20 protein-coding genes are annotated in these 21,869 nt (G+C 40.7%); 14 read left to right on the top strand and 6 right to left on the bottom strand.

Annotation, left to right across the window (positions count from 1 at the left end):
• Window positions 1–95: 95 nt before the first annotated feature.
• The 3 genes from dapD to map are packed head-to-tail and all read right to left on the bottom strand — an operon-like array spanning window position 96 to window position 4,367.
• A complete protein-coding gene (gene dapD, locus H5092_RS14620; protein WP_002958324.1) occupies window positions 96–923 on the bottom strand; it encodes a 2,3,4,5-tetrahydropyridine-2,6-dicarboxylate N-succinyltransferase in 828 nt (275 codons plus the stop codon).
• 9 nt (window positions 924–932) lie between these two features.
• A complete protein-coding gene (gene glnD, locus H5092_RS14625) occupies window positions 933–3,551 on the bottom strand; it encodes a [protein-PII] uridylyltransferase (protein ID WP_002958323.1) in 2,619 nt (872 codons plus the stop codon).
• A 30-nt stretch (window positions 3,552–3,581) separates the two neighbouring features.
• Entirely contained in the window at window positions 3,582–4,367 is a 786-nt protein-coding gene (map, locus tag H5092_RS14630) for a type I methionyl aminopeptidase (RefSeq protein WP_002958322.1), read from the bottom strand.
• Window positions 4,368–4,638: 271 nt separating this feature from the next.
• Here map and rpsB point away from each other — a divergent pair, with 271 nt between their 5' ends.
• From rpsB to H5092_RS14700, 14 genes are all read left to right on the top strand, one after another.
• Window positions 4,639–5,367, top strand: coding sequence for a 30S ribosomal protein S2 (rpsB, locus tag H5092_RS14635; protein ID WP_182733796.1), 729 nt, complete (start codon window positions 4,639–4,641; stop codon window positions 5,365–5,367).
• Between the two features lie 104 nt (window positions 5,368–5,471).
• Window positions 5,472–6,323 carry a translation elongation factor Ts gene (gene tsf, locus H5092_RS14640; RefSeq protein ID WP_002958320.1) on the top strand — a complete coding sequence of 284 codons (852 nt, stop codon included), beginning with the start codon at window positions 5,472–5,474 and terminating at the stop codon, window positions 6,321–6,323.
• 158 nt (window positions 6,324–6,481) lie between these two features.
• Window positions 6,482–7,231 carry a UMP kinase gene (gene pyrH / locus H5092_RS14645; protein ID WP_024596498.1) on the top strand — a complete coding sequence of 250 codons (750 nt, stop codon included), beginning with the start codon at window positions 6,482–6,484 and terminating at the stop codon, window positions 7,229–7,231.
• A gap of 49 nt (window positions 7,232–7,280) precedes the next feature.
• Window positions 7,281–7,802, top strand: a complete 522-nt coding sequence (frr, locus tag H5092_RS14650; protein ID WP_206013162.1) for a ribosome recycling factor — start codon at window positions 7,281–7,283, stop codon at window positions 7,800–7,802.
• Between the two features lie 244 nt (window positions 7,803–8,046).
• Window positions 8,047–8,826, top strand: coding sequence for an isoprenyl transferase (locus tag H5092_RS14655; protein ID WP_024596497.1), 780 nt, complete (start codon window positions 8,047–8,049; stop codon window positions 8,824–8,826).
• Window positions 8,827–8,845: 19 nt separating this feature from the next.
• A complete protein-coding gene (locus H5092_RS14660; protein ID WP_024596496.1) occupies window positions 8,846–9,712 on the top strand; it encodes a phosphatidate cytidylyltransferase in 867 nt (288 codons plus the stop codon).
• Window positions 9,709–10,914: a 1-deoxy-D-xylulose-5-phosphate reductoisomerase gene (gene ispC / locus H5092_RS14665; RefSeq protein ID WP_182682332.1), complete on the top strand. Its 1,206-nt coding sequence runs from the start codon at window positions 9,709–9,711 to the stop codon at window positions 10,912–10,914. Before H5092_RS14660 ends, ispC begins: the two co-directional genes overlap by 4 nt.
• 1 nt (window position 10,915) lies before the next feature.
• Window positions 10,916–12,268, top strand: a complete 1,353-nt coding sequence (gene rseP / locus H5092_RS14670; protein ID WP_002958314.1) for a sigma E protease regulator RseP — start codon at window positions 10,916–10,918, stop codon at window positions 12,266–12,268.
• Window positions 12,269–12,368: 100 nt separating this feature from the next.
• Entirely contained in the window at window positions 12,369–14,840 is a 2,472-nt protein-coding gene (gene bamA / locus H5092_RS14675; protein WP_024596248.1) for an outer membrane protein assembly factor BamA, read from the top strand.
• Window positions 14,841–14,851: 11 nt separating this feature from the next.
• A complete protein-coding gene (locus tag H5092_RS14680; RefSeq protein WP_002958312.1) occupies window positions 14,852–15,370 on the top strand; it encodes an OmpH family outer membrane protein in 519 nt (172 codons plus the stop codon).
• 7 nt (window positions 15,371–15,377) lie between these two features.
• The gene (gene lpxD / locus H5092_RS14685) at window positions 15,378–16,400 is read left to right on the top strand and encodes a UDP-3-O-(3-hydroxymyristoyl)glucosamine N-acyltransferase (RefSeq protein WP_182712633.1); all 1,023 of its coding nucleotides are present in this window, start codon (window positions 15,378–15,380) and stop codon (window positions 16,398–16,400) included.
• Between the two features lie 26 nt (window positions 16,401–16,426).
• On the top strand, window positions 16,427–16,879 hold the full coding sequence (gene fabZ, locus H5092_RS14690) for a 3-hydroxyacyl-ACP dehydratase FabZ (protein ID WP_002958310.1): 453 nt from the start codon (window positions 16,427–16,429) through the stop codon (window positions 16,877–16,879).
• Window positions 16,880–16,881: 2 nt separating this feature from the next.
• Entirely contained in the window at window positions 16,882–17,652 is a 771-nt protein-coding gene (lpxA, locus tag H5092_RS14695; protein ID WP_182733797.1) for an acyl-ACP--UDP-N-acetylglucosamine O-acyltransferase, read from the top strand.
• Between the two features lie 148 nt (window positions 17,653–17,800).
• Window positions 17,801–18,193, top strand: coding sequence for a septal ring lytic transglycosylase RlpA family protein (locus tag H5092_RS14700; RefSeq protein WP_149602336.1), 393 nt, complete (start codon window positions 17,801–17,803; stop codon window positions 18,191–18,193).
• On the opposite strand, the gene cydC is transcribed toward H5092_RS14700, so the two are convergent.
• The 3 genes from cydC to cydX are packed head-to-tail and all read right to left on the bottom strand — an operon-like array spanning window position 18,176 to window position 21,861.
• The gene (gene cydC / locus H5092_RS14705; protein WP_182733798.1) at window positions 18,176–19,921 is read right to left on the bottom strand and encodes a thiol reductant ABC exporter subunit CydC; all 1,746 of its coding nucleotides are present in this window, start codon (window positions 19,919–19,921) and stop codon (window positions 18,176–18,178) included. The genes H5092_RS14700 and cydC overlap by 18 nt on opposite strands.
• Complete coding sequence (gene cydD / locus H5092_RS14710; protein ID WP_182712641.1) at window positions 19,914–21,707, bottom strand: thiol reductant ABC exporter subunit CydD; 1,794 nt, start codon at window positions 21,705–21,707, stop codon at window positions 19,914–19,916. Before cydD ends, cydC begins: the two co-directional genes overlap by 8 nt.
• A complete protein-coding gene (gene cydX, locus H5092_RS14715) occupies window positions 21,697–21,861 on the bottom strand; it encodes a cytochrome bd-I oxidase subunit CydX (RefSeq protein WP_002958303.1) in 165 nt (54 codons plus the stop codon). The genes cydD and cydX overlap by 11 nt, the downstream gene beginning before the upstream one ends.
• Between the last annotated feature and the right edge of the window lie 8 nt (window positions 21,862–21,869).

Raw genomic sequence — 21,869 nt, forward strand, 5'->3', positions numbered from 1 at the left:
AAGGGCTTAGAGCTTTCTATATATAATTAAAGTTTAGCTAAAACACTTAACTTCAACGTATCGTTGGGTTTCGTTTCACTCAACCCAATCGACTATTACTCATCAATTGAGCGTAGTAGGGCGTTTATACCTACTTTTTCACGTGTTTGCTTATCTACTTTTTTTACGATGATTGCAGCGTATAGGCTGTGAGTACCATCTTTTGACGGTAGTGCGCCTGGTACAACTACTGCGCCTGCTGGTACGCGGCCGTAGTGAATTTCGCCAGTTTCGCGGTCATAAATACGGGTGCTTTGGCTGATGTAAACGCCCATTGAAATTACTGCGCCTTCTTCAACAATTACGCCTTCCACAATTTCAGAACGAGCGCCAATAAAGCAGTTGTCTTCAATGATGGTTGGGTTAGCTTGTAGAGGCTCTAAAACACCGCCTATGCCAACGCCACCCGATAAATGTACGTTCTTACCAATTTGTGCACACGAGCCTACAGTCGCCCATGTATCAACCATGGTGCCATCGTCAACGTATGCGCCAATATTTACATAAGATGGCATAAGTACTACGTTTTTACCTACAAAGCTGCCTTTACGTGCTACAGCGTTTGGTACTACGCGCATACCGCCTTGTTGAAATTGCTCTGGCGTGTAGTCGCTAAATTTAAGCGGTACTTTGTCGTAAAACTGATTTACGCCGTCGTTCATTGGTTGGTTGTCGCGAATACGAAACGACAGTAACACTGCTTTTTTAAGCCACTGGTGTACAACCCATTCACCTGATATTTTTTCAGCAACGCGTGCTGCGCCGCTATCAAGTAAATCAAGTGCGTCGATAATAGCTTGTTTTACGTCGCTTGATACTGTGCTTGGGCTAATGCTATCGCGGTTGTCCCATGCGTTTTCGATCATCGTTTTTAAATCTGACATGTGTGTCCTCTATTCTGTTTCGGCGTTGAATTTTTTACGTAATGCCTGATGAATTTTTGCTTGCTCTTCATCAGTCAGCGCTTGGTATTCGTTATTAGATACAACAAAGAAATCCTCTGCACGTTCACCTACTGTTGTAATACGGGCAGCGTGAATGTGTAGTAAATGCGCTTGGAAAACTTCGGCTATTTTGGTTAGTAAACCTTGTATATCGACGGCTTGAATTTCTATTAAGCTACGGTCTTTGCGTGCATGTGGGCGCAACACAATTTTAGGTTTAATATTAAAATCTTTAAAGCGTTGAGAGCGGCTCTTTTTAAAGCGAATTTTTTTACGTGGATCGCTAAGTGCTTGCTCAAGCCCGCGTTTAATTGATTGCGCTCGACCACTTGCAATAGGGTCGCCACTTACTTCAAGTATTACAAAACTAAACAGGACGTAACCATCTTTTGTGGTCAGTACTTGCGCGTGCTGTATTTGTGCTTTTTTAGAGCCAATTACACTCACTAATCTCGCAAATAGCGCACCAGAGTAGGGGCTGTATACAAATACTTGTGTACCACCATGCATTGCTTTGTTAGATACAATTACACTGGGTTGGCTTAAATCGGTGCTAGTTAATAAATGCTCACTTTGCCACGATATTTGCTGTTCGCTAAAGGCGGTAAAGTAATTGGCTTTAAAGCGACTCCAAATTAAATCAATTTTATTCTCAGGGTAACCTAAGTTGAGTAGACGTTGTTTAGCTTGGTGCTTTTTATCGCGAATTTGGTCGCGTTGATCCATTGGGTTTTCGAGCCCTAAGCGCAACGCGCGTTGCGTGTGCAAGTACAATTCACGCAGTAGGGTGTTTTTCCAATCGTTCCATAAGTTGTCGTTGGTTGCACGGATATCGGCAACGGTTAAACAATATAAATAGTCGAGTTGGCGCTCTGTTTTAATACGTGTTGCAAAGTCTTTTATTACAGCAGGGTCGTTAATATCTTTACGCTGCGCGGTAACCGACATAAGTAAATGGTTACTTACAAGCCATGCTACTAATTTTGCATCAGAGGATGAAAAGCCATGTAATTTAGCAAAGGCTATAGCATCAACAGCGCCAAGTTCTGAGTGATCTCCCCCTCGTCCTTTAGCAATGTCGTGAAATATACCGGCTAAATAAAGTAGCTCTGGTTTATCCATTCGAGTGACTATTTCACTACAAATAGGAAACTCGCTAATGCCAGTTTTATCAAAGTATTCGTAAATATTTTTGATTAATTTGTGAGTATGCTCATCTACGGTGTAGGCGTGAAACAAATCGAACTGCATTTGTCCGAATATATTACGCCACTGCGGTAAGTAGGCGGCAAGCATGCCGTGTTTGTGCATTAACGTAAATGCGCGGCCCATACCATTAGGGTGTTTAACTAAGCGTAAAAAAGCTTCACGACAGGCTGCATAATCTTGTAAATCCCCCAATAAACGGCGGCGTACTTGGCGGATTGTACGAATAGTGCTTGGGTAAATATGCGTTATTGCAGGGTTGTCTGCTATGTGCTCAAACAATACAAAAAGCTGGTCACGTCTAAAAAATACAGATGGATCTTTTACGCGTATTTGATGACCCACTTGCTCAAAGTTTCTGTCGAGTACTATCACCGTTTTTTCACTACTTTCGGGCATGATACTTTGTTCAAAGTATGAAAGTAGCATTTGGTTAAGTTCGCGAACGCGGCTCATTATTCTAAATAAGCGCTTCATCATACGCTCAACAGAGGCTTTACCGTCGCTACCAAAACCTAAAATTTCGGCGGCTTGTGGTTGATGATCAAACAATAAGCGGTTTTCAGCCCGACCTGCAGCTAAATGCAGTGCAAAGCGAATATTCCATAGGTTTTCTAGGCACTCTGAAAGCTCTTGAAACTCTTCATGGGTTAAGTAGCCGTGACTTATTAACTCTTGCAGAGTTTCGGTTCTAAAGTGCTTTTTTGCGACCCAAATAATGGTTTGCAAGTCGCGCAGGCCACCGGGGTTTTCTTTAATGTTTGGCTCAAGATTATACGCGGTGCCGTGGCACTTTTTGTGACGTAAGTTTTGTTCTTGAACTTTGGCAGTAAAAAACTCACCGGAGCGCCATACGGGGGTTTCTAGAATATGCGTTTTGAGTTTTTCAAACTCAATATGATTACCAAAAATAAGGCGGCTTTCGAGTAAACTGGTGGCAAAAGTAACGTCTTCACGTTTTTGCTCAATGGCTTGTTCTATCGTGCGCACGCTGTGGCCAATCTCTAAGTTGAGATCCCATAGCATGGTGACAAACTGGCCTATTTTTTCGCATATTTCTTCGCTTGGTGGTTTAGTTACAAGCAATAAAAAATCGATGTCGGAGTAGGGATGTAGCTCGCCACGTCCGTATCCGCCTACTGCTATTAGTGCTAAATCAGGTTCGCGCGCTAAGTCGTAAACATGAAAAAGCTTAATTAGTAGGCGGTCAATAAACTCAGCCCGGGCATTAATTAAATTCCCAACCGGTTGTTTAGAAAATTCGTTATGTAACCATTTATAAAAATAGCTAGAACAATCGCGATAATCACTAAGTTGCTCTGCATCGCTGAGCAACTTTTTTACTTTGTTGGGTAATGCCACGTGGGCTGGCTCCTAATTTCTTATTTATTATTAGTGTTCTATGATCCTGTCGATAGTATCATCTGATCGTAGCGTTAAAATTTCAACACCATTTTCAGTCACTAATAAAGTATGTTCCCACTGTGCAGACAAGCTGCGGTCGCGAGTTACTACAGTCCAATCATCTTTAAGTAGCTTACATTGGCGTTTACCCGCATTAACCATTGGTTCAATTGTTAAGCACATGCCCGCTTTTAAAGTTTCGCCAGTACCCGCTTTACCGTAGTGCATTACTTGTGGTTCTTCATGAAATCCTGCGCCAATACCGTGGCCGCAATATTCACGAACAATAGAGTAATTAAAACTTTCTGCATATTTTTGAATAGCAGAGCCAATATCACCTAAGCGCACACCTGGTTTTACCATTTTAATAGCAAGGTATAAGCTTTCTTGTGTTACTTCTGCAAGACGCTTAGCTTGGATGTTTGGTGTACCAACGTGGAACATTTTAGAAGTATCGCCGTGGTAGCCATCTTTAATGACAGTTACGTCAATATTTACGCTGTCGCCTTCTTTTAATGCTTTGTCATTTGGAATTCCGTGACAAATAACATGATTAACTGACGTACAAACTGATTTTGGAAAGCCATGATAATTTAACGGAGCAGGGATTGCTTGTTGCACATTAACAATATAATCATGACAAAGTGTATTTAGCTCATCGGTGGTAACACCCGGCACTACATGAGGGCCGATCATTTCAAGTACATCGGCCGCTAAGCGCCCAGCTACGCGCATTTTCTCTATTTCTTCAGGGGTCTTGATAATAGCGCTCATTGAGGCTCCAAAGTTGAGTTTCTAACATTTATCGCCGAACAAATTTTGCACGCGACGTTGAGTATTTAATTTTAATATGGTATAAAGCGCGCCGTCTTTTTACAAATAAATTCTTAAATGATTTTTTGTATTTAAGGCAAACACAATTTTATTTTAACACACACACGTATCGTCACATACACTTGGGTGCATTTGAAGTTTAATTACTTCGGTGTTGGTGCTATGGGATATGTGGAGGCCTAACCCTAAACAACTATAGAGGATCTATAAAATGGCAAACGTTTCAATGCGCGATATGCTTCAAGCTGGTGTTCACTTTGGTCACCAAGCACGTTACTGGAACCCTAAGATGAAGCCTTTCATCTTCGGCACACGTAACCGTGTACATATCATCAACCTTGAGCAAACTGTACCAATGTTCAACGACGCACTTAAGTTTTTATCAAGTGCTGCAGCTAACAAAGGTAAAGTTCTTTTCGTTGGTACTAAGCGCGCAGCAAGCGACGCAGTTAAAGCAGCTGCTTTAGAAAGCGATCAGTTCTTCGTAAATCACCGTTGGTTAGGTGGTATGTTGACTAACTGGAAAACTGTACGTCAATCAATCAAGCGTCTTAAAGACCTTGAAGTACAAAGCCAAGACGGTACTTTCGAGAAATTAACTAAGAAAGAAACGTTAATGCTTAACCGCGAAATGGAAAAGCTTGAAAAGAGCCTTGGTGGTATCAAAAACATGGGCGGTCTTCCAGACGCGCTTTTCGTTATCGATGCTGACCACGAGCACATTGCTATCCGTGAAGCAAACAACCTAGGTATCCCTGTTGTTGCAATCGTTGATACTAACTCTAACCCAGACGGCGTTGATTACATCGTTCCTGGTAACGATGATGCTATCCGTGCTGTAAGCCTTTACACTAGCGCTGTTGCAGCTGCTATCACTGAAGGTCGCGAGAATAACATCGTTGCTCAATCTGAGAAAGACGATTTCGTTGAAGCTGAGTAATTAGCTATCATCAAGTCTTCATCTTTTTAAGGTGAAGACTTGTTATTCTTGTAGAGCGGGTAACCCGCTTATCTAAACCAGATTTCAGATTTGAGGATTTACTAATGGCTGTAACTACTGCCCTAGTTAAAGAATTACGCGAGCGCACAGGCGCTGGCATGATGGATTGTAAAAAAGCGTTAACTGAGACTGATGGCGACATCGAGTTAGCGATTGAAAACATGCGTAAAAGTGGCGCTGCTAAAGCTGCTAAAAAAGCAGGTAACATTGCTGCTGAAGGTACTATCATCATCAAGCAAAACGCTGGTGTTGCAGTACTAGTAGAAGTTAACTGTCAAACAGACTTCGTTGCAAAAGACGTAAGCTTTTTAGCATTTGCTGATAAAGTTGCTGAAGCTGCAATTGCTGACACTCTTACTATCGAAGACTTACAAGCTAAGTTTGAAGAAGACCGTGTTGAGCTAGTAACTAAAATTGGCGAAAACATCAACGTACGTCGTCTGCAGTACATCGCTGGTGAAAACCTAGTTGAGTACCGTCATGGCGACCGTATCGGTGTTGTTGTTGCAGGTGTTGCTGATGAAGAAACACTTAAGCACGTTGCAATGCACGTTGCTGCTTCACGTCCAGAGTACTTAACTCCTTCTGACGTACCAGCTGACGTTGTAGAAAAAGAAAAGCAAGTACAAATCGAAATCGCGATGAATGAAGGCAAGCCTGCTGAAATCGCTGAGAAGATGGTTGTTGGTCGCATGAAAAAATTCACTGGTGAGGTTTCTCTTACTGGTCAAGCTTTCATCATGGAACCTAAAAAATCTGTTGGCGATATTCTTAAAGAGAAAAACGCAACAGTTACTGGCTTTGTACGTGTAGAAGTTGGTGAAGGTATCGAGAAGAAAGAAGAAGATTTTGCTGCTGAAGTTGCTGCTCAAATTGCAGCTGCTAAAGGTCAGTAAGATTAACTATTTGTGATGCAAAAGGAAATTAGATGCAATTAAAGTACTATTTGGTTTTGCTTCACAGCTAGAAATTCTTTAAAATAACCGCGCTTTTATGTTTAACATAAGCGCGGTTATTTTTTATCCATAATTCAATAAAAGTTGGCCCCTATACTATGACTATCAATCGCAAACCTATTTTCAGACGTGTTCTTCTCAAATTAAGTGGTGAAGCTTTAATGGGAGACGAAGGCTTCGGCATCGACCCTAAAGTTTTAGACCGTATGGCACAAGAAATTAAAGAGCTAGTAGAGCTTGACGTAGAAGTGGGTTTAGTTATTGGTGGAGGTAACTTTTTACGCGGTGGTTCACTTGCAGAAGCAGGTATGAACCGCGTAGTAGGCGACCACATGGGTATGCTTGCAACGGTTATGAATGGCCTTGCAATGCGTGATGCGCTACACCGTGCATTTGTAAACTGTCGCTTAATGTCGGCTATTCCGCTAAATGGTGTATGTGACGCTTATAACTGGGCTGAAGCAATTAGTTTATTGAAAACTGGCCGCGTTGTTATTTTTGCAGCAGGCACCGGTAACCCATTTTTTACTACCGATTCTGCAGCGTGTTTACGCGGTATCGAAATTGAAGCGGATACAGTAATTAAAGCGACTAAAGTGGATGGCGTGTACAGTGATGATCCTGTTAAAAACCCAGAAGCGACGCTTTACAGCCACTTAAGCTACAATGAAATCATTGAAAAAGAATTAAAAGTTATGGATTTAGCGGCATTTACTCTAGCCCGCGATCACAATATGCCATTGAGCGTATTTAATATGAATAAATCAGGCGCGCTAAAACGCGTAATTATGGGTGAAGAAGAAGGAACACTTATTTCTTCACAAGCCTCAGATGAAATAATCAAATAATTAGGATTAAACCGTGATTAACGATATTCAAAAAGACGCGCAAGCGCGCATGCAAAAAAGTGTAACTGCACTAGGTAGCCAATTATCTAAAATTCGTACTGGCCGTGCACATCCTGCAATCCTAGATGGCATTATGGTGTCGTACTACGGTGCACCAACGCCTTTAAACCAAGTTGCTAACGTAACAATTGAAGATTCTCGTACACTTGCTATTGGTGTATTTGATAAGTCTTTAGCGCAAGCTGTTGAAAAAGCAATTATGGCGTCTGACTTAGGTTTAAACCCTATGTCGGCAGGTACTGTTATTCGTGTACCTCTTCCTCCACTTACAGAAGAGCGTCGTAAAGACCTAATCAAAATTGTACGTGGCGAAGTTGAAGGCGGTCGTGTTGCTATTCGTAACATTCGTCGTGATGCTAATGGCGATGTAAAAGGTTTATTAAAAGATAAAGAAATATCTGAAGATGAAGCGCGTCAATCAGATGATGCGATTCAAAAACTTACAGATAAGTTTATCAAAGAAATGGATACTCTATTAGCTGCTAAAGAAGCAGAGTTAATGGAAATCTAAGTAAGTCCCTGTTTATCTTTTGAGGTTAAATTTGCAGTAGTGTGTTTGGCTTTAAGGCAAGGCAGAGCCTACGTAGTGTGGTTATTACTCATTATTAGGCGATAGCAATGCATAAAATCTAAAAACGCGCTGCCCAAAGGGTTCTGCCTAGATTGAATAAATTACAATCCTGAAAGGTCGACAGGACCTATTAAAATTATTAGTTTTGAAACGCCGTCTAGGGTATACTAGGCGGCGTTTTTTTATGGAATACTCGATATTTATGGTTCTAGATGCTGACACAATTTCACAGCAATGTTTACCCAAACATGTTGCTATCATCATGGATGGGAACGGACGTTGGGCACAAGCTAGAAATAGACCTCGTGTGTACGGGCATAAAAAAGGCGTAGACGCAGTTCGTCAATCTGTTCAGTTTTGTACTAAATTAGGGATACAATCGCTAACCTTATTTGCTTTTAGTAGTGAAAACTGGCGCCGCCCTGAAGACGAAGTAAACACTTTAATGGAGCTTTTCTTATTTGTTTTAACAAAGGAAGTTAAAAAGCTTCATAAAAACAATGTAAAACTGACCATTATTGGAGACTTATCACGATTTTCTGAAGGATTACGTAGCAAGGTAGACGCTGCGCATAAGCTGACTGAAAATAATACCGGATTGCGCTTAAATGTTGCAGCTAATTACGGTGGTCGTTGGGATATGGCTAACGCGGCTAAACAACTTGCTTTGCAAGTTGCGCAAGGCACACTCAACGCAGAAGATATTACAGAAGAGCGCTTAGCACAGCATATGAGCATGGCAGATCAGGCAGAACCTGATTTACTTATTCGCACTGGTGGCGATGTTCGTATTAGTAATTTTTTACTATGGCAAGTTGCTTATGCAGAACTTTACTTTACCGAAACACTTTGGCCTGATTTTAATGAAGCAGCATTTGCTGAGGCTATAGCGTGTTACGTTGCCAGAGAGCGACGTTTTGGTTGTACGGGCGAACAAATAAAACAATTACTCGCTCAAACCTAAATAGAATAAGGGTCACATTTTGTTAAAACAACGAATTTTAACCTCACTTGTGCTTGCACCATCGGCATTAGCTTTGGTTTTTTATACACCGCTTACGTTATTTAGTTACTTTGCCGGTGCAATAGTATTATTAGGCGCATGGGAATGGTCTGCGTTTATGGGTTTATGCGATAAGCTCAAACGTGGTGCTTTTGTTGTATTGATTGCAGCCTTACTTGGCCTGCTTAATTTACATTGGCCTATTGAATCACTATGGGAAAGTGGCAAGCTAGTAGGTGATGCGAATTACTTATTTACGCTTTCGTTTGCTTGGTGGATTGTTGCTAGTTATTTAATTTGGCGCTATCCAGAGATGGCTAAAGCGTGGAATGAAGGTCTAGTAATGCGCGGCATTGCAGGTTTATTAACACTTGTGCCGTTATGGCTTGCACTAAATACGCTGCGCAGTGCGCAATATGCTGAATCAACACATTTTGGCTCTGTACTTATTTTAGTCGTATTGGGTATTGTGTGGAGTGCAGACGTTGGTGCTTATTTTTCAGGTAAGAGCTTTGGTAAGCATAAACTTATGCCAAAAGTGAGCCCTAATAAAACAATTGAAGGGTTAGCAGGCGGTGTAGTCGCTTCTATCATTTTTGTTTTAGCATTTTGTCACTTTACCGATGTTGATTTAGGTGTTTGGCCTATCTACGCGATAATGACTGCATTTATTGCATTGTTCTCTGCGGTAGGTGATTTACTTGAAAGCATGTTTAAACGTGAAGCTGGTTTAAAAGATAGCGGCCGTTGTTTACCTGGGCACGGCGGTATTTTAGATCGCATTGACAGCTTAACGGCTGCAGCTCCAATGTTTGTAATGTGCTATGCGTGGACTCTTAGTTTATGAGCCAAAAGCAATTGCTGGTTATTTTAGGCGCAACAGGTTCAATTGGTTTAAGTACACTAGATGTTGTATCGCGCAATAAAGAGTTATTTGATGTTTTTGTTTTAGCTGCAGGGCAAAACGCAAAAAAAATGGCTGAGCTGTGTATTGAACACGAACCACTTTATGCGATTATGGCTACCCAGCAAGCCGCTGAGCAGTTATCTGCTTATTTAGCTAATACACCATGCCAAACGCTTGTTATGCACGGCGAGCAAGCAATGTGCGACTTATGTGCTCACCCAGATGTTGATGTCGTGATGTCGGCAATTGTAGGTGCAGCTGGTTTACTGCCAACATTAAGTGCAGTAGAAGCAGGTAAAAAAGTACTCCTTGCTAATAAAGAATCGTTAGTTATGTCAGGTCAGTTGTTTATTGATAAAGTTAAACAACATAAAGCAACCTTGCTGCCAATTGATAGCGAACATAATGCTATTTTTCAATGCCTACCTTCTTCGTTACAAAATGCCAAAGGCGATCAAAATTTACAGCAACATGGCGTAAGTAAAATTTTGCTTACCGGTTCTGGTGGCCCGTTTTTAACGCGCGATATAAACACACTAAAAGATGTAACTGTAAGTGAAGCCGTGGCGCATCCTAACTGGTCGATGGGTCAAAAAATATCAGTAGACTCGGCCACTATGATGAATAAAGGCTTAGAGTTTATTGAAGCTAAGTGGTTATTCAATTGCGACACCAGTGATATAGACGTAGTGATTCATCCACAAAGTATTATTCACTCAATGGTGCAATACCACGACGGTTCTATTTTAGCGCAAATGGGTAACCCTGATATGCGTACGCCAATTGCCCATGCACTTGCATACCCTGAGCGAATTAATGCAGGCGTTAAACCGTTAAACTTCTCTGATATATGTGATTTCTCATTCACCAAGCCTGACTTTTCTCGCTATCCAAATTTACAATTAGCGATTGATGCGTGTAGTGCAGGGCAGGGCGCGACCACAACGGTTAATGCTGCAAATGAGATAGCAGTAAGTGCATTTTTAAACGGTAAAATTGGTTTTACTGATATATACAAAATAAATGCACAAACGCTTGAAGCTGCAACGTATACCAATGTACAAAGCTTAGATGAAATTTTAGAGTGCGATAAATTAGCGCGTATTAGCGCTTCAGAATTTATAACAAAAGTGGCGCATTAATATGTTTGATTTTTTTTGGAATCTTGGCTCATTTATTTTAGCGCTTGGTATTTTAGTGGCCATACATGAATATGGCCATTTTTGGGTTGCACGAAAAATGGGCGTTAAAGTGCTGCGTTTTTCAATTGGCTTTGGTAAGCCACTATTAAAATGGCACGATAAATATAATACCGAATATGTGATTGCGGCTATTCCATTAGGCGGTTATGTAAAAATGCTTGATGAGCGTGTTGATGACGTGCCGGCAAACCAACGTCATTTATCGTTTAACGCTAAATCTGTACAAGCACGTATTGCCATAGTTGCAGCGGGTCCAATGGCCAACTTTTTGTTTGCCATTTTTGCTCTTGCTGTAATGTATATGGTGGGTGTGCAGTCGGTAAAGCCTGTGGTAGGTAGTATTACCGAGGGCAGCCGGGCAGAGCAAGCGGGCATTATGCCTTCTCAACATATTATAAAAATTGGTGATGATGATATAACGACCTGGCAAGATGCCACGTTTGCACTTATGTCTAATTTAGGTGAAGAAAGCGTTGAAGTGATAGTGCGCGATAAAAACCTTCAACCACGTGTTAAAACGCTTAATTTAGAGGGGTGGAAACTAGATCAGCAAGACGTACCACCACTGAGTTCGTTAGGTATTGTACCGTTTAGACCTCAAGCAACTTTAACAATTGCCGCCGTAACTAAAGACTCAGCTGCAGAACACGCTAATTTACAAGTTAATGACACAATTTTGGCTGTAAACGGTGAAACAATAAGCAATTGGCAGCAATTAGTTAATCTTATTACGCAATCAGCTAACAAATCTTTACAATTTAGTGTAAAAAGACAAGATACTATAAAAGCCATTACAGTAACCCCTAAAGGGCGCATTGATAATAACGGTATTGAGCAAGGCTTTTTAGGCGTTGCTCCTGTTGTACAGCAATGGCCTGATGGTTATGTAGAGACTAGACATTACGGTCCGCTCGATAGTATCGTGCGAGGCACAAAAGAAACGTGGCGCTTAATTACACTCAGTTTTGATATGATTGGTAATTTAATTACAGGCCAGGTTTCGGTTAAGAATTTAAGTGGCCCTGTGGGCATTGCAGTAGGCGCTGGAACTAGCGTAAGCTATGGGTTAGTGGCCTTTTTAAGCTTTTTAGCCTTAATAAGCGTTAACTTGGGTGTATTTAATTTATTACCCTTACCAGTGCTTGATGGTGGACACTTAATGTATTACATAATTGAACTTTTTCGTAAAAAGCCGGTCTCTGAAAAGACACAAGAGTTTGGTTTTAAAGTGGGCGCCCTGTTGCTCATTTTTCTAACATGTTTCGCTTTGTTCAATGATGTATCGCGTTTGTAGTTTTACAGCGTGGCAAATTACTAATTAGAACACGATTGTAAAGCACCACTTTAGTAGGGTGTTATGCGGTAATACAGTTGTAAAGGATAAAGATAATAAAATGGCTATAAAAAAACATTTGGCAGTAACAAGTTTATTGGGTGCAAGTTTTGCAGCCCTAGGCCAAAACTCCTTTATTGTTGAAGACCTGAAAGTTGAAGGTTTGCAGCGTGTAGCACTTGGTGCAGCGCTAACACATATTCCTATTAACGTAGGCGATAATGTTGATGACTATACGATTTCAAAAACAATAAAGTCACTTTATCGTTCTGGGCACTTTGATAACATAAAAGCCCTTCGTGATGGCAACAACGTTATTTTTAAAGTAACGGAACGTCCTACCATCAGCTTCATTGAGTTTGAAGGCAATAAAGACATTAAAGACGAGCAGCTTAATGAGTCTCTTGATCAGCAAGATATTCGCCAAGGTGAACCACTTGATAAAACCGTTATCGATAGTATCGAAAAGGGCTTAGTTGAGTTTTTCCACAGTATTGGTAAATACAACGCTAAAGTAGATATCAGTATTACTAAATTGCCTCGTAACCGCGTTAAACTTAAATTAGAGTTTGATGAAGGTGATGCAGCTTCTATCCGACAAATTAACTTAGTGGGTAATGAACTTTTTTCTAATGAAGAGCTTCTTAAACTTGCTGAATCGCAGCAAGATTTACCTTGGTGGCAGTTTATGGGTAGCGATCGCTACCAAAAGCAAACCATTGAAGGCGATTTAGAAAAAATTCGTAGTTATTATTTAGACCGTGGTTACCTACGTTTTAATATCGATTCAACGCAAGTATCAGTGAGCCCTGAACGTGAATCAGTTTACGTTACAGCTAACTTAACTGAAGGCGTAAAATATACCGTTAAAGGCTTTGACTTTATTGGTGACTTGCTTGGCCGTGAAGACTTAATTAAAAGTGTTATCCCACTTAGAGCGGGTGAGCTTTATAACGGTTCTGTAGTTACTTCGTCAGAAGAATTTATTAAAAGCTACTTAGCACGTTTTGGTTACGCTAATGCTGAAGTGCGTACAATTCCAGAAATTGACGACGAAAAGCAAGAAGTACAACTAACACTATCGGTTAATCCAGGTAAGCGTGTATATGTTCGTCGTATTATTGTTGGTGGTAACCAAAATACAGCTGATGAAGTACTTCGCCGTGAAATGACACAACTTGAAGGCGCCTGGTTATCTAATCAAAACCTTGAGCGTTCAAAACTACAAATTCAACGTTTGCCTTACATGGAAACTGTTGATTTTAACGTAGTGCCTGTACCAGGTGTGGATGACCAAGTAGATGTAGATTTTACTGTAAAAGAGCAATCAGCGGGTAGCTTTAATGCTGGTCTTGCTTATGGTTCTTACTTAGGTCTGCAGTTTAATATTGGTGTAACAGAATCTAACTTTTTAGGCACAGGTAACCAAATTGGTTTAAACCTTAACACGTCTACAGGTTCTGAAAGCTTAAGCTTATCGTACACAGACCCATACTTTACGCCAGATGGTGTATCGCAAGGCAGTAGCATCTTTTACAGAAACTACGATGCAAGTAAATTCAGTCTTGTTGAGTACAAATCAAAAAGTTATGGTTTAGGCACAAATATTGGTTTTCCAATTGATGCTGTAAATCGTGTTAACTTTGGCGCCCGTTGGATTAAAGAAGAGCTTTCGGATATTGCAGAGTACGAGCAAACGCGTGTACTTCGTGAGACATTCTTAGATCCAGACAACCCAGATGCAGGCTTTGACTTTACTAAGTATGAGCTGAGTGTTGGTTGGTCGCGTATTACAGTTAACCGTGGTTTATTCCCAACAGCGGGTTCGCGTCAAACTTTAAACTTAACAGCAACAACGCCTAACTCAGATCTTCAGTACTTTAAACTGAATTACGATTCGCGTTTTTACTGGCCTATATCAAATGACCACCGTTGGGTATTCTCAACGCGTGCAGCGCTTGGTTATGGTAATGGTTATGGTTCTACAAACGGGTATGAGCAAACACTTCCATTCCAAGAGTACTTCCGTATAACGGAAATGGAACTTCGTGGCTTTGACCGTAATACAATATTACCACGTGCTGTATCGCGTATACCGCAGTCTATTCCGGGTACGCCAGGTGCAGACGGTACTACAACCGGTAGCATTGGTGGCGCATCAGAATTTGATATTCTAGTGCCACAAGGCCGTATTGGTGGTAATGCTAAAGCAGTGGCAGGTATGGAGCTAATTGTTCCTACGCCATTCTTAGATGAAGAGAATACCAGCTCTGTACGTACTAGCTTCTTTGTTGATGCTGCAAACGTATGGGATACTGAGTTTAACGTAGACCGCTATCAAAACTTAGGCGTTGATGAACGTGCTAAATTAGATGACTATTCAGACCCAATGCGCTTTAGGGTTTCAACCGGTCTTTCATTACAATGGATCTCTCCAATGGGTCCAATGCTGATCAGTTTTGCGTATCCATTGCAAAAAGAAGAAGATGACGATACGAAAACCATCAGCTTTAACATTAGTAACACTTTCTAAAGGAGTTTTTTGTGAAAAAATTATTTAAATCAACAGCTGTAGCAGTTTTAGCAACTTTAATGATGGGTACTTCTGTGAATGCATTTGCACACAAAGTAGGTATTGTTGATATGCAGGAAATCTACAAGCAAATTCCTCAAATGGCTAAAATTGAACAGTCTTTACAAACTGAGTTTGCTGAACGTCGTCAAGAGCTTGAAAAGTTACAAGGCGATATTCGTTTTGAAGCTGAAAAATTTAAACGCGAAAGTACAACTATGAGCCAAGCTCAAAAAGATGCACTACGTGATAAAATCCAAGGCATGCAAAAAAATCTTGCTGAACAAGGTCGTCCTTTAGAGCAAGAAATCAAAGCGCGCCAAAACCAAGAACTTGCTAAAGTTCAAGGTGTAATCATCAAAACAATTGAAGAAATTGCTAAAGACGGCGACTTCGACGAAGTTAAAGTAAAAGACACAACAATTTACTTTAACCCTAAAGAAGTAACTGATCTTTCGTCTAAAGTTGTAGCTGCAGTTAGTAAGAAATAATCACTCTATGCAAAATTATACGCTTTCGCAAATTGCGGAACTTCTAGGCGCCGAACTTCAGGGTGATGGCGCTTTAGAAATAAAAAAAATAGCGACACTTGCAAATGCCCATTCTGGGCATATTGCATTTTTAGCGAACTCAAAATATCGCTCGCAACTTGAAACTACTCAAGCTAGCGCTGTAATAGTAAGCCAAGCCGATGCTCAGTACTTTAGTGGTAGCAAAATTATTGTTGCGAATCCGTATGTAAGTTACGCAAAATTAGCGCAATTTATGGATACAACACCACGCTCAGCCTCGACGGGTATTCATCCAAGTGCTACGGTTCATTCAACAGCGATTGTTAGTGACAGCGCCGCTATAGGGGCTAATGCAGTCATTGAAGCTGATGCGGTGATAGGTGACAATGCGCAAATTGGTCCGAACAGTTTTATCGGAGAACGTGTTAAAATAGGCTCTGGCACTAAGCTTTGGTCTAGTGTGACTATTTATCACGATGTTGAAATTGGTTCAGATTGTTTGTTTCAAGCAAATAGTGTTGTAGGTAGTGATGGGTTTGGCTATGCGAACGAACGCGGGCAATGGGTAAAAATACCTCAGCTTGGTTCAGTGATCATAGGTAACAAAGTTGAAATTGGTGCAAGCACGACAATTGATCGTGGCGCACTGGACAATACCATTATCCATAGCAATGTTATTATCGATAATCAGTGTCAAATAGCGCACAACGTTGAAGTTAATTCAGGCACCGCAATCGCGGGCTGCACCGTACTTGCAGGAAGCGTTACCATTGGCAAAAACTGTCAAATTGGTGGCATGGTTGCAATTAATGGTCACATGTCTGTATGTGATGGTGTTATAATTACCGGCATGAGTATGGTGACAAAATCAATCACCGAACCAGGTATTTACTCATCTGGTATGCCCCATACAACAAACAAAGAATGGCGTAAATCAATAGCTCACTTGCGTAACCTTTCAGACATGAAATCTCGTCTTAAAGCGCTGGAAGCATTGGCTAAGTCATAACGTTGAACACTAATAAGGATGCTATTTTGGCAAACGAATTAAATAGCCTTGATATTCAAGAAATTTTAAGTTTATTACCGCACCGTTACCCGATGCTATTAATTGATCGTGTTATTGATTTTACACCTGGCAAATCTTTACATGCTATTAAAAATGTTTCTATAAACGAACCTATATTTACTGGCCATTTCCCAAATCAGCCAATTTTTCCTGGTGTGCTAATATTAGAATCAATGGCGCAAGCCACGGGTTTATTAGGTTTTAAAACAGTAGAAAATCGTAGTGAAAACGAATTATATTTATTTGCTGCTGTTGATAACGCACGTTTTAAACAGCCAGTGATCCCAGGTGATACAATGCACCTTCATGTTGAGTTTTTAAAAGAACGTCGCAACATTTGGAAGTTTGCAGCAGAAGCTAGAGTCGACGGCAAAGTAGTGTGTAGTGCCGAAATTATGTGTGCGAGAAGAGAGTTTTAATAGTGATCCATTCTACAGCAATAATCGAACCTGGCGCTAAACTAGGTAACAATGTCTCAGTTGGTCCGTATAGTTATATTGGCAATGATGTTGTTATCGGTGATAACTGTATTATTGAGTCTCATGTTGTTGTTAAAGGGCCATCAACTATTGGCTCTGGCAATCATATTTTTCAGTTTGCGTCTGTGGGCGAAGCCTGCCAAGACAAAAAATACAACAACGAGCCAACCACATTAGTCATGGGTGATAACAATGTTATCCGTGAATGTGCCACTATTCACCGTGGTACAATTCAAGACCAAGGCGTTACTAAAATTGGTAGTAATAACTTATTTATGGCTTATACACACGTTGCACATGACGCGGTAATTGGCGATAACGTAATTTTTGCTAACAATGCAAGTGTGGCCGGCCATGTACATGTAGGCGACTGGGTTATCTTAGGTGGTAATTCGGGAGTTCATCAGTTTTGTAAAATTGGTGCACATGCCTTTATTGGTATGTATTCAGGTGTTAACAAAGATGTACCACCTTTTGTTACTACCATTGGTATGCCAGCAGGTCCTGCCGCTATCAATAAAGAAGGCATGAAACGTCGTGGTTTCGAAAGTGATGAAATTATGGCTGTACGACGTGCATATAAAGCGCTTTATCGTAAAAGCTTAGGTGCTGAAGAAGCGATTGAATCTCTCACAGAAGATGCTGAAAAGTACCCTGCTGTGAAATTGATGGTCGACTTTGTTAAAAGCTCAGAGCGCGGCATTGTAAGATAATTCGCGCGTTTTGCTCTAAGCATAAAAAAACCACCCTAGATGATAAATCGAAGGTGGTTTTTTATTGCCCACGGTTTAGACCTAATTCAGTTAATACTCAGCGAGCTCAAGTTAGTATGCATCTAATTTGTATAATAAAAGTCATCCTATGCGTTTACCTAAGTTAGTTGTCACTCTTTTTATTACTTCAGCTTTAGCCGCTTGTAGTAGCCAACCTATTGTTAAATCATCTACTGGAGAGGTTACTCAAGTTGGTAAAGCATCTTTTTATGCTGACAAATATCACGGGAGAACAACTGCCAACGGAGAGCGCTTTAGCCAACAAGCCGCCACAGCAGCCCATTTAGAGTTCGACTTTGGCACTAAGGTCGTTGTTACCAACCTCGCTAATAATAAATCAGTCACGGTAAGAATTAACGATAGAGGCCCGTATGTGCGAGGTCGTATTATTGATTTATCAAAGAGTATGTTTAAAAAGATAGCCGACCCTAAAGTCGGCGTTATTGATGTATCAGTAACGGTTTTAAAACCGGGTAGTTAGCGCAATATAGTCGGGATAAGTGCTACTGAGCTCTTTATGAGAGCCTTGTGCGACTACTTTACCGCCTTCTAACCATACAACATTATCCATTTGAGCAAGTAGAGCGGGATCGTGCGTAATTGTCAGCACGCTCGCGTTATTCATAACATGCATTATTGCTTGCATTACCCCTTGCTTAGATTGATTATCAAGACCCTCAGTTGGTTCATCAAGAACTAAAATAGTAGGGTTTTTAAGTAATGCTTGGGCAATGGCTATACGCCTAGATTGACCTTGCGACACGTTACGCCCGCCAGTGCCTAATCTTGTTTTTAAACCTTCTTTTAGCTCATTAAACCATGGGCTCAATTGAGCTAATGCGAGCGCTTCAATCATTTGCTCTTTAGTTGCATTTGGCGCGGCATAACGTAAGTTTTCACTTAATGTGCCATCAAAAATATGGTGCTGCTGGGCGAGTATATTTATAACATTTGCGCGTATATCATTATTTAACGAATGTAAGTCAACAACGCTATTTTGATTGTTTAGCGTTATGCTGCCTTGTTGCAAAGGCCATAAACCAGTAAGTAAATTTACAAGCGTCGTTTTACCGCTGCCGCTTCTACCTACAATCGCTACTTTTTGTTGAGGCATTAGTTCAAAACTGATATTAGTTAGCGCTGTTTGTTCACCATATTGGTAGCTAATATTGTTAAGTACTAACTTGTGATTTTGCGCGCTAAAGTTTTCATCAATGTCTACATGTTTACTTTCAATTTGCGTACTAGCTGCTTTATCTTCAAGTGTAAACAATCGCTCTGCTGCTTTTAAAACATTTGGAAGCTCTATAAACGCGTTGGGTAGTAGTAATACGCTTTCAAAGCTTGCCAGTACAAATAAACTTAACATAGCAAGTTCTACATTTACCATACTGCTTGCGTAAACCAGCGGCACAATGGTTACTATGTTAGCAAGCATGGCTAATTGAACAACCAACAAGCTTAATCCATCTGAGTTTGCCAGTGCTTTGTGGCGAATAAATAATTGCTGATTGTACTGCTCGCTTAATTCGTCGCACTTATTAAGTTGCTGCGAACGGGCTTGATAAATACTAAGCTCTCTAAGGCCTGTAAGTGTATCTGAAAGCTCAGAGCGAAGTTGCGCACTAAGTTGTGTTTCTTTATGGCTGTTTTTAGTGAGCTTTATGCTGAGTAGGGCAGGTATAACCACACCAATAAGTATAATGCCAGTAAAGCAAATAAGGGCGACGTTGCCATTATAGGCCGACATAAACAGCATGATGATTGGCACACTTAAAAGAGCGACCAGCATAGGAAGTAAAACGTTTAAATAAAATTTGTCGAGTGCGTCTACATCGTTTTGTAATCGGTTAACTAGATCAGCGCTGCGGCTCATTGCTAAATCAACATTGTTAAGCTTGCTTAACGTTGCAAATACATTGGTACGTATTTCACTTAGTAATAAAAACGTGGCGTTATGAGTAACTAGGCGTTCGCCATAGCGCGATGCTGTTCGCACAATAGCTAAAAAACGAATCGTGCCGGCAGGAGTAAAATAATTCATTTGTACGCCCGCAATACCAGCAGCGGCCATTGATGCTAAAAACCAGCCAGATATAGCCAACAGGCCCACATTAGCTAATACCGTAATCGTCGCTAAAAATGTACCCAATAGCATAGCTTTGTAATGAGGAGCACAAAGTTTTAATAAACGAATAAAATTACACATGCACCACCCCTTGTTCAGCCGTTTTTAGTAAGTCAGCAAATGCACCATTTTGCGCTGCAAGTGTTTCAAAGTGACCTTGCTCAGCTATTTTTCCATCGTGCATCATAATGATATTGCTGGCATGTTTAACGGTATTTAATCTATGGGCAATAACTAATACTAAGTTGTTTTTAGCATATTCATTAATAGCATCTTGAATAAGCAGCTCTGTTTGACTATCAAGGTGCGCAGTTGGCTCATCAAGCACTAAGACTGGTGCTTCTTTTATAAATGCGCGAGCCAGTGCAATACGTTGTTTTTGACCGCCAGAAAGCCCTTCACCTTGCTCACCTATCTGGGTGTTAAAACCATCGGGTAGGGTATTAATAAATTCAAGCACACCAGCTTGTTTTGCCGCGTGTTCAAGCTCTTGCTGCGTGGCAGTGGGTTTGGCCAATTTAATGTTGGCAGCAATGGTGTCGTAAAATAGCGTCGCTTGTTGTGGTATCCATGCAATATTATTTTGCAAGTAAGTAATATCGGTTGTACTTAAACTCTGATCATTAATAGATAGGTTGTTAATCACCTCAGGGTGAAACCCTAATAGACAATCAAACAACGTACTTTTACCTGAGCCACTACTGCCCACAACTGCAATTAAGCCTTTATTTGGCAATGTTAAATTTATATTTTTAATCCCTTCGTTACTACCAGGGTATATAAAATTAAGGTCGGTAATACTTATTGAATTAATTGTATTTAAAGTTAAATTGTTTTCAGGTGCGCTGGTAGTTACTGACGCATTTTCGTCACTTGGCAGTGGGGCATTTAAAATCGCAACCATATCGGCCGCCGCACTAATACCTTGTAAACGTGCATGGTAATGACTACCTAGTTGGCGCAGTGGTAAATAAAATTCAGGCGCTAAAAGTAGCACCACAAAGCCAGTGGCAAAATCAAGAGTGCCAAAAAATAGTCTAAAACCAATAATTACGGCAACGAGTGCCACGCTAATAGTGGCTAAAAACTCAAGTGCAAATGATGATAAAAACGCGATTTTTAAAACATCGAGTGTCGCGTGTCTAAAATCATCTGAAATTTTAGCTATTTGTTTAAGCTCGGTACATGTTGCATTAAATAGTTTTAGCTGAGTTAAACCTTGCACGCGGTCAAAAAAGTAATTGCCCAGTACAGCAAGTTGCTTCCAGCGTTTTTGGTTTAAAGCTTCGGCTTTAGAGCCTACTAAAATCATGAAAAAAGGAATAAGTGGGGCGGTTAATAAAAATATCAGCCCAGCTTTATAATCTGTCGGAAAAATAACTACCAATATTGCCAGCGGAATAAGCGCGCTGTAAGCAACACCTGGCAAGTATTTAGCATAATAGTCGTGAAGTGCTTCAACGCCATTATGCAGGGTATTTAATGTAGCGCCTTGGCCGTGTTGTTCTATATAACTAGGCCCAAGTAAGCTGAGCTTATGGAGAAGTGTTTGGCGCATAGCCGATTTTATTTTAAGCGCAGCAAATGCACTTAAGCGCTCACTTAACGCTAAAAACACCGCGCGCAATAAAATAATGCCTGCTAAGGGCCATAATAAATGAGTGACTTGGGCTAAATTATTACCTTCAAACATTACATTATGAATAGCTTGAGCCAGTAAATAAGCACCTGCAATCATCAGTAATGCGTTAAAAGTACCCAGTGCAATGCTTAACTTTAACCACACTGCAGCGGGTTTACTTTGACGCTTTAAAAAAGCGCGCAGTGATTGCTGCTGCGCGCGATCTGGCCGGGGGTTAGTCGTCATCTTTTGTGTTGTTAGCATCATTTAATAAATCGTGCATGGCTTGTTCATCATCAGCAATGCTGTTTTTATTTTGATGAAATTCGTACCACATTACATTTATTACACCTAAGGTACAGGCCAAAAGTACACCTAAAATCCAAGCGAAATACCACATTGTTTAGT

This window comes from Pseudoalteromonas sp. SR41-7, assembly GCF_014163935.1.
GTDB classification, from domain to species: domain Bacteria; phylum Pseudomonadota; class Gammaproteobacteria; order Enterobacterales; family Alteromonadaceae; genus Pseudoalteromonas; species Pseudoalteromonas distincta.

Bases quoted from the DNA above. Each gene is read 5' to 3' on its own strand.
- cydC (WP_182733798.1), bottom strand. From the start codon at position 19,921: ATGTGTAATTTTATTCGTTTATTAAAACTTTGTGCTCCTCATTACAAA.
- bamA (WP_024596248.1), top strand. From the start codon at position 12,369: ATGGCTATAAAAAAACATTTGGCAGTAACAAGTTTATTGGGTGCAAGT.
- cydX (WP_002958303.1), bottom strand. From the start codon at position 21,861: ATGTGGTATTTCGCTTGGATTTTAGGTGTACTTTTGGCCTGTACCTTA.
- tsf (WP_002958320.1), top strand. From the start codon at position 5,472: ATGGCTGTAACTACTGCCCTAGTTAAAGAATTACGCGAGCGCACAGGC.
- rseP (WP_002958314.1), top strand. From the start codon at position 10,916: ATGTTTGATTTTTTTTGGAATCTTGGCTCATTTATTTTAGCGCTTGGT.
- lpxD (WP_182712633.1), top strand. From the start codon at position 15,378: ATGCAAAATTATACGCTTTCGCAAATTGCGGAACTTCTAGGCGCCGAA.
- H5092_RS14655 (WP_024596497.1), top strand. From the start codon at position 8,047: ATGGAATACTCGATATTTATGGTTCTAGATGCTGACACAATTTCACAG.
- ispC (WP_182682332.1), top strand. From the start codon at position 9,709: ATGAGCCAAAAGCAATTGCTGGTTATTTTAGGCGCAACAGGTTCAATT.
- rpsB (WP_182733796.1), top strand. From the start codon at position 4,639: ATGGCAAACGTTTCAATGCGCGATATGCTTCAAGCTGGTGTTCACTTT.
- H5092_RS14700 (WP_149602336.1), top strand. From the start codon at position 17,801: ATGCGTTTACCTAAGTTAGTTGTCACTCTTTTTATTACTTCAGCTTTA.
- cydD (WP_182712641.1), bottom strand. From the start codon at position 21,707: ATGACGACTAACCCCCGGCCAGATCGCGCGCAGCAGCAATCACTGCGC.
- map (WP_002958322.1), bottom strand. From the start codon at position 4,367: ATGAGCGCTATTATCAAGACCCCTGAAGAAATAGAGAAAATGCGCGTA.
- frr (WP_206013162.1), top strand. From the start codon at position 7,281: ATGCAAAAAAGTGTAACTGCACTAGGTAGCCAATTATCTAAAATTCGT.
- pyrH (WP_024596498.1), top strand. From the start codon at position 6,482: ATGACTATCAATCGCAAACCTATTTTCAGACGTGTTCTTCTCAAATTA.
- dapD (WP_002958324.1), bottom strand. From the start codon at position 923: ATGTCAGATTTAAAAACGATGATCGAAAACGCATGGGACAACCGCGAT.